Source organism: Rhizobium beringeri, from assembly GCF_004306515.1.
Lineage (GTDB): Bacteria > Pseudomonadota > Alphaproteobacteria > Rhizobiales > Rhizobiaceae > Rhizobium > Rhizobium beringeri.
Genome location: NZ_SILG01000001.1, coordinates 39,020 through 51,206 on the forward strand (window position 1 = coordinate 39,020; position 12,187 = coordinate 51,206).

15 protein-coding genes are annotated in these 12,187 nt (G+C 61.1%); 8 read left to right on the forward strand and 7 right to left on the reverse strand.

Features of this window, described 5'->3' with window-relative positions; all coding sequences use genetic code 11:
- Positions 1-54 precede the first annotated feature (54 nt).
- The 4 genes from lspA to ELH03_RS00200 all read right to left on the reverse strand — a co-directional run bounded on the left by lspA (position 55) and on the right by ELH03_RS00200 (position 3,288).
- Positions 55-558, reverse strand: coding sequence for a signal peptidase II (lspA, locus tag ELH03_RS00185; protein WP_018244515.1), 504 nt, complete (start codon positions 556-558; stop codon positions 55-57).
- Entirely contained in the window at positions 555-1,415 is an 861-nt protein-coding gene (locus ELH03_RS00190; protein ID WP_130765848.1) for a TrmH family RNA methyltransferase, read from the reverse strand. The genes lspA and ELH03_RS00190 overlap by 4 nt, the downstream gene beginning before the upstream one ends.
- Complete coding sequence (locus tag ELH03_RS00195; protein ID WP_130765849.1) at positions 1,412-2,509, reverse strand: class I SAM-dependent methyltransferase; 1,098 nt, start codon at positions 2,507-2,509, stop codon at positions 1,412-1,414. The genes ELH03_RS00190 and ELH03_RS00195 overlap by 4 nt, the downstream gene beginning before the upstream one ends.
- Before the next feature lie 188 nt (positions 2,510-2,697).
- On the reverse strand, positions 2,698-3,288 hold the full coding sequence (locus tag ELH03_RS00200) for an NUDIX hydrolase (protein WP_128400801.1): 591 nt from the start codon (positions 3,286-3,288) through the stop codon (positions 2,698-2,700).
- Positions 3,289-3,409: 121 nt separating this feature from the next.
- On the opposite strand from ELH03_RS00200, the gene ELH03_RS00205 reads away from it, so the two are divergent.
- Positions 3,410-3,865: an SRPBCC family protein gene (locus ELH03_RS00205; protein ID WP_128400802.1), complete on the forward strand. Its 456-nt coding sequence runs from the start codon at positions 3,410-3,412 to the stop codon at positions 3,863-3,865.
- A gap of 37 nt (positions 3,866-3,902) precedes the next feature.
- Positions 3,903-4,337 carry a GNAT family N-acetyltransferase gene (locus ELH03_RS00210; RefSeq protein WP_128400803.1) on the forward strand — a complete coding sequence of 145 codons (435 nt, stop codon included), beginning with the start codon at positions 3,903-3,905 and terminating at the stop codon, positions 4,335-4,337.
- Between the two features lie 52 nt (positions 4,338-4,389).
- Here the strand turns inward: ELH03_RS00210 and ELH03_RS00215 are convergent, their stop codons facing one another.
- The 3 genes from ELH03_RS00215 to sppA all read right to left on the reverse strand — a co-directional run bounded on the left by ELH03_RS00215 (position 4,390) and on the right by sppA (position 6,162).
- A complete protein-coding gene (locus ELH03_RS00215) occupies positions 4,390-4,722 on the reverse strand; it encodes a LapA family protein (RefSeq protein WP_128400804.1) in 333 nt (110 codons plus the stop codon).
- A gap of 160 nt (positions 4,723-4,882) precedes the next feature.
- Positions 4,883-5,182 (reverse strand): integration host factor subunit beta, encoded by a 300-nt coding sequence (locus tag ELH03_RS00220; protein WP_003544934.1) that lies wholly within the window; start codon positions 5,180-5,182, stop codon positions 4,883-4,885.
- A 29-nt stretch (positions 5,183-5,211) separates the two neighbouring features.
- Positions 5,212-6,162, reverse strand: a complete 951-nt coding sequence (sppA, locus tag ELH03_RS00225; protein ID WP_105008048.1) for a signal peptide peptidase SppA — start codon at positions 6,160-6,162, stop codon at positions 5,212-5,214.
- Between the two features lie 224 nt (positions 6,163-6,386).
- Here sppA and lptC point away from each other — a divergent pair, with 224 nt between their 5' ends.
- The 6 genes from lptC (at position 6,387) to hpf (ending at position 12,173) form a co-directional block, all read left to right on the forward strand.
- Positions 6,387-7,052 carry an LPS export ABC transporter periplasmic protein LptC gene (gene lptC, locus ELH03_RS00230; RefSeq protein ID WP_027681978.1) on the forward strand — a complete coding sequence of 222 codons (666 nt, stop codon included), beginning with the start codon at positions 6,387-6,389 and terminating at the stop codon, positions 7,050-7,052.
- A 15-nt stretch (positions 7,053-7,067) separates the two neighbouring features.
- On the forward strand, positions 7,068-7,703 hold the full coding sequence (locus ELH03_RS00235) for an LptA/OstA family protein (RefSeq protein ID WP_128400805.1): 636 nt from the start codon (positions 7,068-7,070) through the stop codon (positions 7,701-7,703).
- A gap of 40 nt (positions 7,704-7,743) precedes the next feature.
- On the forward strand, positions 7,744-8,520 hold the full coding sequence (lptB, locus tag ELH03_RS00240) for an LPS export ABC transporter ATP-binding protein (RefSeq protein WP_130766694.1): 777 nt from the start codon (positions 7,744-7,746) through the stop codon (positions 8,518-8,520).
- A 174-nt stretch (positions 8,521-8,694) separates the two neighbouring features.
- A complete protein-coding gene (rpoN, locus tag ELH03_RS00245) occupies positions 8,695-10,254 on the forward strand; it encodes an RNA polymerase factor sigma-54 (protein ID WP_128400806.1) in 1,560 nt (519 codons plus the stop codon).
- Between the two features lie 128 nt (positions 10,255-10,382).
- On the forward strand, positions 10,383-11,306 hold the full coding sequence (locus ELH03_RS00250; protein WP_128400807.1) for a DMT family transporter: 924 nt from the start codon (positions 10,383-10,385) through the stop codon (positions 11,304-11,306).
- A 291-nt stretch (positions 11,307-11,597) separates the two neighbouring features.
- Positions 11,598-12,173: a ribosome hibernation-promoting factor, HPF/YfiA family gene (hpf, locus tag ELH03_RS00255; protein WP_017958734.1), complete on the forward strand. Its 576-nt coding sequence runs from the start codon at positions 11,598-11,600 to the stop codon at positions 12,171-12,173.
- Positions 12,174-12,187: the final 14 nt, after the last annotated feature.

Below are 12,187 nucleotides of genomic sequence, written 5' to 3' on the forward strand. Positions count from 1 at the left end.
CTACCTGGCTAACATGAGGCCCGTTCCGAATGCCTTCAGGATTTCGATAAGATTTTAGCGGCCGGCCTTTTTCGGCAGCAGCAGCTCGTCGAGAATGACGCAACCGGCGCCGATGGTGATGAAACTATCGGCGAGATTGAAAACCGCGAAGGACCAGCTCTCGGTGTAGAAAAGAATGTAATCGATCACATGTCCATAGGCGAAACGGTCGACGAGATTGCCGATCGCCCCGGCGATGATCAGCGCATAACCGAGATGAGCGAGCCAGCGATCCTTCGCCGTGCGGTACCATAGCCAGATGACGAAGGCGACGATGACGAGCCGCATGCCGACGATGAACCAGCCATCCATGCCGGACAGCATCGAAAAGGCGACGCCGAGATTGTAGGTGCGGTAGAGCGCCAGCATCGGAATGACCGGCACGACCTCCTGTAGCGGCAGGTAGTGATCGACGGCGATCTTGACGACCTGGTCGATGAGAACGGCGACGACGATGAAGAAGAGGATCGGTGCCGGGCGCGAAAACAGCGCGGGGCGTGCAAGCGTCTGTTCGGTCATTTGCCCTCGGCAAGTGAGAGGAGATGGCGGCGCGCCTCGAAAAGCATGACGGCGGTGGCGACAGCGAGGTTCAAGGAATCGGCGCGGCCCTGCTGCGGAATGCGGGCAAGCGCGTCGGCCTCCTTGGCCAGTTGCTCCGGCAAGCCGGATTGTTCGTTGCCCATCAGGAGCACGACAGGCTTTTTCCGGTAGTCGATCGTCCGGTAATCGACCGCGCCGGCAAGATGCGTCGCGACGACGGAAACGCCGGCCGATTTCCGCCAGGCGATGAATTCTTCAGGGGTTGCCCGCGCGACCGGAACGGCAAAGACCGAACCCATGGTGGCACGTACTGTTTCGAGCGAGAAGGGGTCGGTCGTTTCTCCGACCAGAATGATGCCGGAAGCGCCGGCCGCATCGGCCGTGCGGATGATGGTGCCGAGATTGCCGGGGTCACGCACCCGGTCGAGCGCCACCCATGTCTCGCCTTCTTTCGGCCGAATGCCCTTAAGCGGCGCCCAACGCTGCTCGAAGATGCCGACGACCATCTGCGGGTTGTCGCGGCGGGTGATCGAGGCGATCACCTTTTCGCTGACTTCGAGCACCAGCCCGCCCGAAGCGACGGTCCTGGCCGCCATCTGCTCGACCAGCGGCTTGCCTTTGGCGGCCTTGGCGTAGACCAACGTGCGGATCGCCCAGCCGAGTTCGATCGCATCGATGACGAGCTTCAGTCCCTCGGCCAGGAAAGTACCGCTTTCCTCGCGCGACTTCTTGTTCGTCAGCGCCTTGATGTCCTTGATGATCGGATTGGCGAGCGAGGTGACTTCCTTCACCTGCCCGACCCTGCGCGGTCCCTGATCGTGGAAGTCCTTGCTCATTTCGGCACCCAGCGGGAAAAGAGGGAGGTGGAAAGCGCGCGGCCCGGTGTCTTGCCGTCGGTGCCGGCTTCGCGAATCACCAGCTCGCCGGATTCCACCACGCCGCCGGCGCCCCGCATCGTCTCGCGCATCAGCTCGTGGATCGAATAGAAGCTGGCGCGGATCGAATAGGCCGTCAGCACCAGGCCCACCGCCTTCGGCGACAAGATCTCGCGGCAGACATCGAGCATCAGGGGCAGATGCTCGAAGAGATGCCAGACTTCGCCATTGGGGCCGCGGCCGAATTTCGGCGGATCAGTGAGGATGATGTCGTACTGGCTGCCACGGCGTTCTTCGCGCAGGATGAATTTCATCGCATCCTCGCAGATCCAGCGGATCGGCAGCTTCTCCATGCGCCCGAGCGCCTGGTTTTCCCGCGCCCAGCCGATCGCCTTCTTCGAGGCGTCGACATGGGTGACCTCGGCGCCGGCGGCGGCGGCAACCAGCGAGGCGACGCCGGTATAACCGAAGAGATTCAGCACCTTCAGCGGCCGGCCGGCCTTTTCGACCTGCTCTTTCATCCAGCTCCAGTGGACGATCTGCTCGGGGAAGACGCCGACATGACGGAAGGAGGTGAAGCGGCCGAGGAAATCGACGCCGAGCAGATTGAGCGGCCAGGTCTCGCCGAGCGCCTCTTTCGGGAAGCGCCAGCGGCCGGAGCCTTCCTCGTCGGTATCGCCGGTGAAGACGGCATCGACCTTTTCCCAGACATGGGCGGGCAACGAAGGCCGCCACAGCGCCTGGGCCTCGGGACGGATGATGCGATAGGGGCCGTATTGCTCCAGTTTTTCGCCGTTGCCGCTGTCGATCAGGTGGAAGTCGCCGGCTCCGAGCGATTCGAGGATGACGGGCACACGCTCGACCGGACGTTCGCCGCTACGCGTCATCAGAGGGCGCTCGGCGGCGACGGGCACAGCAGCCTCGCGCACCGTCTCGCGGGTAGCCGCAGGCCGCGCGACCGGCTTCGGCGGCCGGCCTGTCCGATCGTTCCTGCGGCTTTCACCGGAGGAACCTGATGTTTTCTTCTGGCCCGGCCGGCCTTCTCTCTGTTTCAACGTGCTCTTCCGCGTCTCTGTCGGGGTGTCTTGTCGGCTTTACGTCTGCTGCAGCGCCGCGCGTCTTTTTCAGACGCGCAAAGGACGCTGCAGCACTTTGAATATGCAGTAGCCCAGAAAAGTGTGGCGGATCAACTGCGCAGCCGCCCAAGCCCGGGCAAGAGGAGCGGGTTCTCCCGGCGCGGCGCCTATTTCAAGCCGTCGGAGGGCTGTGTGCGAAGCCAGCTTTCCGCCGCATAGAGGGCTGCAACATGCATCGACTGCATGATGACGGCGCCGGACTGCAGGTCGCCAAGGATAGCAGCAAGATCCGCAAACAGCAGCTCGACCTTCTCGCCCGGGTCGAAAGACGGTTCGCCGGCCTTGCTCAGGCCGAGCGCCAGCCAACTCGTCACCGCGTTGCTGTGGCTGGCGGCATTCGGATAGGAGGTGAGCAATTTGACGAAGGTCGAGGCTTCATAGCCGGTTTCCTCCCGGAGCTCGCGCTGTGCTGCCGCCAACGCCGCATCGCCGGTGTTGCTGTCGCTGCGTTCGACGCCGCCGGCGACGAGACCGAGCACGATCTCGCCGCGGCCGTGTCGGTATTCCCGCGTCAGCAGCACGCGCCCGTCGGGCATCACAGGGATGACGTTGATCCAGTCGGGATAATCGAGCACATGAAAGGGCGCGATGACGGTTCCATCGGCGGTGACGCAATCGTCGCTCCGGACCCGGATCCAGCGGTCCTCATAGGTGATCCGGCTTGCCGTCACGCTCCAGGGCTTCAGTTCGTCGGTCATCGGCCCATCCCTTGTGTATCAGATGTGTGTCATCGGAACCCGGCAGATAACATTCCGTCCCGCCTTGGCAAAGCGCTTTCCCGCTGGGATAAGATGAGCGAATCGAAGATGGGGCCATCGAATGGATTTCACCGGCGAAGAACGCATCGCCGCGCCGCGGGACGTCGTCTGGGCAGCACTCAACGATCCCGACATCATGCGCGGCTGCATTCCAGGCTGCCAAGGCATCGAGCGGCTGTCGCCGAGCGCCTTCGAGGCGACGATCAAAGTCAAGTTCAGCCTGCTGTCCGCCACCTTCCACGGGCTGCTGACGCTTTCCAATGTCGACGCGCCGAAGAGCTATACGCTGTCGGCCGAAGGCAAGGGCGGTCTTGCCGGCTTCGCCAGGGGCAGCGCCGATATCGTGCTTGAGGAAAGGGGTGCCGAGACCATCCTGCACTACCGCTCGAGGGCCGAACTCGGCGGCAGGCTCGCCCAGCTCGGCGCCCGCCTGCTCGATTCGACCTCGCAAAGGCTCGCCCAAGGGTTCTTTTCGGATTTCAATGCCGCCGTCGTCGCGAAGATGGCGGCCGGTTAGGCTTGGCGCGGGTTAGAGCTTCGTTTAAATCGGCGTGATGACGTGGACCATCAGGCCGCCGCGGGCGGAAGACCAGGAAATGCTCGCGGAGATTTATCTTTCCGTGCGCCGCGAAACATTCGTCTGGGTTGATCCTGGCAAGTTCCATCGCGAGGATTTCGCCGCCCATACCAATGGCGAGACGGTCTTTGTCTGCGCGCATGCGGATGGCAGCGTCGCCGGCTTCCTGTCGCTCTGGCCGGAGGACGATTTCATCCACATGCTCTACTTAAGACCGGAATTCCAGGGTCAGGGCGCCGGCACGGCGCTGTTGCATGCGCTGCCGGAATGGCCGCAACACCGGTACCGGCTGAAATGCCTGGTGAAGAACCGGCGGGCAAAGGCGTTCTACCTTTCCCATGGTTTCCATGTGACCGGCAACGGCGCGTCGCCGGAGGGCGACTATGAGGAGCTGAGCTTTTTTCCGGTTTGAAGGGCGCCGAAAGCCGAGCGCCGAAACCAAGCCAATCGAATATTGACCAGTTTTACCGCGCCGGCAGCTGCCCGGCGATTTCCTCGGCGCGGTTCTTGTGGCGGTCGGCCTCGCTTTGCCAGCGGATGGCTTCCTTGGCCTCGGTGCGGGCGCGCTTGCGGTGTTTGCCCTGGCTGAACCAGGTGGCGGCCGCGCCGATCAGCATGCCTGTGATCAGCGCGATGAACAGGAAGACGAAGAAGGGCGCGGAAACCGCAAGCACCTGGTCTTCCGGCCGGAACGGATTGAAGGCGAGCGTGACGCTCTGCCGATTGGCGACGCAGAAGACGATGAGGATGACGCCGAGCGGCAGCAGAATCAACAGGTTGACGATCTTCTTGGCCATTTGAGGTCTCCACGCGGCAGATTGCGCCGGTCTTTTTGAAGGGCGCGTTTCATGCTTACAGCACCACGCGTCTTTGTAAGACGCGCAAAGCACGATGCGTTACCAGAATAGGAAAACGGCTCTCGAGTTCAAGTGCGGTTTCGCCGCAGGCAGCGACGGCTCAATCCTCTTCGTCGGCCTGGCCGGGATTGAGCCGCTCGCGCAGCTCCTTGCCGGTCTTGAAGAAGGGCACCCACTTCTCCTCGACGAAGACGGTGTCGCCGGTCCGCGGGTTGCGGCCGGAGCGCGAAGGGCGGTTCTTGACCGAAAAGGCGCCAAAGCCGCGCAATTCGACTCGGTTACCCGCGGCCAGTGCATCCGTGATCTCGTCGAGAACCGCGTTGACGATATTCTCGACGTCGCGATGATAGAGATGCGGGTTGCGTGCCGCAACAATCTGCACCAATTCGGACTTGATCACATTCGCCCCCTTAAATTATTGATTTCTTATCAATCGCGGCCAACCTGCCAAACTGAAAGCAGCCCGTCAAGAAGCAACTTTGGGGGCAGGATTCCATTGATATCCTGGGTTTTCATGAGATCATCATAACCGAAGATCGTAATCAACCGCGAAACAGCCCCCGCGAGCAGAAAGGGCGTATTGCTCTTCTTGTCCCAGTCCACCATCGGCAGATCGCCGTCGACGCCGCGCGATGTCAGATAGGCGCGGATCTCAGCCTCGCCGCCGATTGCATCGACGAGTTTCACCTTCAGCGCCTGGCGGCCGGTATAGATCGTGCCGTCGGCCAGTTTCAGCACCTCGTCGCGCGGCAGCTTGCGCCGGTCGGCGACCAGGTCGACGAACCAGTTATAGCTGTCGACCACCATGTTGCGAATCATCGCTTTGGCTTCCTCGCTCGCCTCGTGGAAGGGCGAGGGCTCGGCCTTCAGCGGCGAAGACTTGATCTCCTGCAGCGAGACGCCGATCTTGTCGAGCAGCGGCTGGATCTGCGGATATTGGAAGATGACGCCGATCGAGCCGGTGATCGAGCTGTCGCCGGCAATGATGGTATCGCCGGCGGTGGCGATCATGTAGCCGGCGGAGGCGGCAAGCGTGCGCACGTCGGAGACAACAGGCTTCTTGGCTGATATCGCACGGATCGCCTTGAAGATTTTTTCGCCGCCATAGGTCGTGCCGCCGGGCGAGGAGATCGAAATCACTGCTGCCTTCACCTGGTCGCTGGTCTCGACCTTCTTCAGCCGCTCCAGAAGCTCGTCGTCGTCGACGATCAGCCCCGATATCGTCACATGGGCGATGTGCGGGCGCTCCGTCCCGGCATCACCTAGGGCGAAGCGGTAGAAGGCGAAACCAAGTGCCACGATGAGGGCCACTGCGATGAGGCGCCAGAAGCCGAGCTTGCGGCGCAACCGCCGGCGATCCGCGATGATCGAACTGTCCATAGAAACCTCCAGCGCTGGCACCGGCTTTGGCATGGCGCCGATCGATCCGGTGAAATAGGGTGCAGCGGCCCGTACGAATGCCACTTTTCAATGTTTTTCCGTTTTGTTGCTTGTTGCAGAAAAAATTCCATATTGGCAAGCCAATGTAATAATGCGAAACGAACTGTGATTGGCGGCCGGCTTTGTTATGAAGGCGCGGCGATCACCGCACATGGACGAGGCCTATGCTCGATACCCTGAAGAACAACGGACATGCCGCCTATTCAGGGTCGGGCAAGAATGCCTATGGCGATGCGTTGTTCCATTCCGCCCGCGTGCGGCGGCTGAAAATATTGCTGCCGGTGGCGGCCCTGGTCATCGCAGCGAGCCTCACTGCGGTGGCGTTGGTCCGCATCTATCTGCCTGAGAACATCAAGTTGGAAGGCGCCAAGATCGAGAACGGCAAGGTCGTGATGGAAAAGCCGGCGATCGCCGGCCGCAATTCCGACGGCATCAACTATTCGATGCTGGCCGAAAGGGCGCTGCAGGACATCCGCAATCCCAATCTCATCACGCTCGAAACCATCAAGGCCGCTGTGCCGATGAATGACGGCCTGATCGCCCGCGTCGTCGCCTCGACCGCCGACTACAACCGCGCCACCGACAATCTGCATATGACGGCCCCCTTCACTTTGGTGCTGAGCAGCGGCCTCAATGCGAATTTCCAGTCCGCCCAGCTCGACATCAAGGGCGGAAACATGCGAAGCGACGATCCCGTCACCATCACCAAGGACAATGCCTCCATTGTTGCGCAGACGATGGAGATAACCGATAAGGGGCGGGTGATCACATTCGAGGGGAATGTTCGCATGAATGTCGATCCATCCACCATCCATAAACAGGGCACTTAACCAGCCGGGTCATCCATGACAAAAGATTGTCGCATTTCCACTTGCAAGACAGGCATGGCATTCGTTGCCGGCGCATTTGCCCTCATTCTGACGGCCTCGGGCGCGGGTGCGCAGTCGACCACGATGTCGGGCATGAAGCTTTCCAACGACCAGCCGATCCAGATCGAAAGCGACAAGCTCGAGATCCATGACCAGGAACACACCGCGCTCTTCACCGGCAAGGTCAAGGTCGTCCAAGGCACGACGACGATGCAGTCCGGCAAGATGACCGTCTATTACAAGGACAAGGCGGCAAAGCCGGCTGCTGACGGGGCGCAACCCGCTGCCCAGCCGGAGCAGTCGGCCTCGCTTGCATCGGGAAGTGCTGATATCGACAAGATCCTGGTGACGGACAAGGTCCTCTTGACCTCGGGCACGCAGACGGCGACCGCCGATGACGGCAATTTCGACATGGCCTCGCAGACATTCATCCTCACGGCAAATGAGGGGAACAAGGTTATCCTGTCGGACGGGCCGAACGTCTTCACCGGCTGCAAACTGACGGTTCACATGCAGACTGGCCAGGCGGAGCTTGAAAGCTGCGGCGGGCGTGTCCAAATTCAGCTCGATCCGAAATCGAAGCCGAATACACCGCAGCAGAAGCAGAACTGAGAAGCCGGCCTCCCACGTGAAATTATCATCGCTATCCACCATGTTCGGCAAGCCCGGGCCACAAGCTGCGGGTGCCGCCGACAAGAGCCGTTATCAGGGAACGTTGATCGCACGCGGTCTGACGAAGACCTATGCGACGCGGCGCGTCGTCAACGGCGTCTCGCTGGTGGTGCGCCGTGGCGAGGCCGTCGGCCTGCTCGGCCCGAACGGCGCCGGCAAGACCACCTGTTTTTATATGATCACCGGCCTTGTGCCGGTGGACGAAGGCACGATCGAGATCGACGGCAACGACGTCACGACCATGCCGATGTACCGCCGCTCGCGTCTCGGCGTCGGTTACCTGCCGCAGGAAGCCTCGATCTTCCGTGGGCTGACGGTGGAAGAGAATATCCGCGCCGTCCTCGAAGTGCATGTGAAGGACAAGGTCGAGCGCGAGCAGAAGCTGAACGAGCTGCTGGAGGAGTTCCATATCCAGAAGCTGCGCAAGAGTCCCGCCGTCGCCCTTTCCGGCGGTGAGCGCCGCCGCCTCGAAATCGCGCGTGCGCTTGCGACCGACCCGACCTTCATGCTGCTCGACGAACCCTTCGCCGGCGTCGACCCGATCTCGGTCGCCGACATCCAGAATCTCGTTCACCACCTGACGGCGCGCGGCATCGGCGTTCTCATCACCGACCACAATGTACGCGAGACGCTGGGTCTGATCGACCGCGCCTACATCATCCATGCCGGTGAGGTGCTGACCCATGGCCGGGCGAACGACATCGTCAACAATCCGGAAGTGCGCCGGCTCTACCTCGGCGACAATTTCAGCCTCTGATACCGGGTTCAGCCTCTGATACCGGGCGGCCCGCAGAAATTCACCTTGTCGGCATAGTTCCGCTTGACCAAATACAATAAAAAAGCAATTTTTGGGCCAACTTGGATTTCCGTGGCCTGAAGCCTTGATCGGACGCGGTTTCCCGGAGGAATCGAGGGGAGTTTCGCGTCCGTCATGGCACTGTCCGCCAATCTTTTCCTGCGCCAGACCCAGTCCCTGGTGATGACACCGCAACTGATGCAATCCATCCAGTTGCTGCAGATGACTCATTTCGAACTCAACCAGTTCATCGCCATGGAAGTGGAGAAGAACCCGCTGCTCGAATTTCCGTCGAATGACGGCGAGGCGGTCGGAGAACGTGGCGAAAGCGAAGATGAGCAGTATGCTCATCAGCCGGAGGATGCCGGGTCCGACGATGGCTATGACAACCGCGCCGAGGCGCTCTCCAGCGACTGGTATGACAATGGCGGCAGTGCAAGCACGAGCCGGCTGAACGACGAACTCGACGCCAATTACACCAATGTCTTTCCTGATGACGGCGCCCCGCAGCGCCTCGATGCGCCTGAGCTCGTCAGCCAGTGGAAATCGATGCCGGGCAGCGGCGAGGGCGCCGACTACGATCTCGACGATTTCGTCGCCGGCCAGGTATCGCTGCGCGATCATCTCGCCCAGCAGATCCCCTTTGTCCTGCCTGACATGGCCGACCGGCTGATCGCGCAGAATTTCGTCGACCAGCTCGACGACTGCGGTTATCTGCAGGCCGATATCGTCGAGGCGGGCGAGAGGCTGGGCACGAGCCTCGCACAGGCCGAGCGCGTGCTCGCCACCCTCCAGAGCCTCGATCCGCCGGGTGTTTTCGCCCGCAGCCTTGCCGAATGCCTGGCGATCCAGCTCAGGCAGAAGGACCGATACGACCCCGCCATGCAGGTTCTGGTCGAAAACCTCGAACTGCTCGCCCGGCGCGATTTCGCCACGTTGAAGCGGCTCTGCGGCGTCGACGAGGAAGATCTTCTCGACATGCTCGGCGAGATCCGCCAGCTCAATCCGAAGCCCGGCAGCGGTTTCGAGGCAGGTGTTTCCGAAGCGATCATGCCGGATGTGGTCGTCAGAGCCTCCTCGGAGGGCGGCTGGCTGGTCGAGCTCAATCCGGATACGCTGCCGCGCGTGCTGGTCAACCAGTCCTATTTTTCCCGGGTGACAAAGAACGGCGAGGATCACGCCTTCCTCTCCGATTGCCTGCAGACCGCCAACTGGCTGACGCGCAGCCTCGATCAGCGGGCAAAAACCATCATGAAGGTGGCAAGCGAAATCGTCCGCCAGCAGGACGCCTTCCTGCTGCACGGCGTCGACTATCTGCGCCCGCTGAACCTGAAGACGGTCGCCGAGGCGATCAAGATGCATGAATCCACCGTCAGCCGCGTCACCTCGAACAAATATATGCTGACGCCGCGCGGCCTCTTTGAACTCAAATATTTCTTCACCGTCTCGATCAGCGCCGTCGCTGGCGGCGACAGTCATTCGGCTGAGGCCGTACGTCACAAGATCCGTGCGCTGATCCTGCAGGAAAGCCCGGAGGCGGTGCTTTCCGATGACGATATTGTCGACATGCTGAAGAAGGGCGGCGTCGATCTCGCCCGCCGCACGGTTGCGAAATACCGGGAGGCGATGAACATCGCCTCTTCGGTCCAGCGCCGCCGTGAGAAGCGGGCGCTCGCCAAGGTCGCTGGCTTCTGACGCTGTCATGCTTCGACCTGGATCGAAGCATTCTGCCCGCAAATCCCGTTATTCCTCTCCAGCGCCCTGCGTCTTTTCAGACGCGCAACGGCGCTGCAACCCTTTGAATTTCTTGAACGAAGATCGAAATGCCGACGATAACGCCGCAAAATCCGAACCTTGCCAGGGAGCTTTTCCTGCTGCTGGTGCTGGCGACCCTTTGGGGTTCCTCCTATAGCTTCATCAAGATCGGCGTCGAGACGATTCCACCTATAACGTTGATCGCCGCCCGCACGCTGATTGCCGGCGGCATTCTGCTGGCCGTGCTGCGCCACCGGCGTGTCCGCCTGCCGCGCGATCGTGCGACCTGGCGGCGGTTTTTCGTTCAGGCCTGTCTGAACAGCGTCGTTCCCTTCACGCTGATCGCTTGGGCGGAACAGTCCGTCGATGCCGGATTGGCGGTGATCCTGAATTCGGCAACGCCGATCTTCACTTTCCTGCTGACCGTGCTGATCAGCCGCCATGAGCAGGTGACGCTGCGACGGCTTTTCGGCGTCATGGCCGGGCTTGCCGGCATCTGCCTCGTCATCGGCTTCGAAGCGCTCGGCGGTCTCGGCGAAAGCCTGATAGCGCAGCTCGCCATCATCCTGGCGACCATCTGCTATGCAGGTGCCGCGATTTTCAGCAAGAACTTCAAGGGGCTCGATCCCGCAGTGCCAGCGGCCGGCTCGCTGATCTCAGGCGCGGTCATTCTCTTGCCGATGAGCCTCGTCGTCGATCGGCCGTGGGAGCTCGATCCCTCGGCAGCATCGATGCTGGCGCTGCTTGCCCTCTCCGCTTTTTCGACGGCGCTCGCCTTTGCGATCTATTTCCGTCTCATTCAGACGCTGGGCTCGGTCGGAACCACCTCGCAAGCCTATCTCAGAGTTCCGATCGGTGTTGCGATCGGCATCGTCTTCCTCGGCGAAAGGCTGAGCTCGACGGCCTGGATCGGACTCGTCTGCGTCATAGCAGGCGTCGCTGCCATGACGATCCCCGCAAAGGTGAGCACAACGCAAGCGCGAAACGCGTAAAGTGGTTAGGTGGTGATTGGCGGCATGCGTTGCCCCGCAAGGTGTCCGACACACGTTGTCCGAGTGCCGCTGGGGGTGATTCGTCGCCCTATTGACTTTTCGGTAACCTATGGCTAGAAGCGCGCCGCAATCGGTGCCGTGAACGGCATCTGGAGTTATCCCCATCATCCCCAAGGCACCAAGGACCTGCAGGCCTAAGCCGATCTTGCTTGAGATTGCGCGAAGTGCTTGGATGAACCTGAGGCTTGGCGTAAACTGATACCCGCAAACGACCATAAGAAGGGAAACTCCATGAGTGTGCGTGTATCCGGGAAACATATGGAAATTGGTGAATCCTTCCGTCAAAAGATCGAGGACCAAATTGGTATGGCCATCACGAAATACTTCGACGGGGGATATTCCGGCCAGGTGACCGTGGAAAAGGCGAGTTCTCGTTACTCGGCGGATTGCAAGCTGCATCTCGACAGCGGGGTGGTGTTGCATGCGGCCGGCGAGGCGACCGACCCGCAGTTGGCTTTCGACGCCGCCTCCCAGCGGATCGAAAAACGGCTGCGGCGTTACAAGCGCAAGCTGAAGGACCATCACGCCGGAAACCATCTGAATGGTTTTGCAGAGGTCTCCTACACGGTTATGGATTCCGTTCCTGATCACGATGATGAAATCGCCGACGATTTCGCTCCGGCGATCGTCGCTGAAAGCACGAAGCAGCTGAAGACCATGTCGGTCGCCACCGCCGTGATGGCGCTCGACATGACCGACGAGCCGCTTCTCCTGTTCCGCAGCCCCGGCAAGGAACATCTGAACATCGTTTACCGTCGGCACGACGGAAATATTGGCTGGATCGATTCAGCCAGTATCAAAGGCTGAGATCAGGGTGGTGA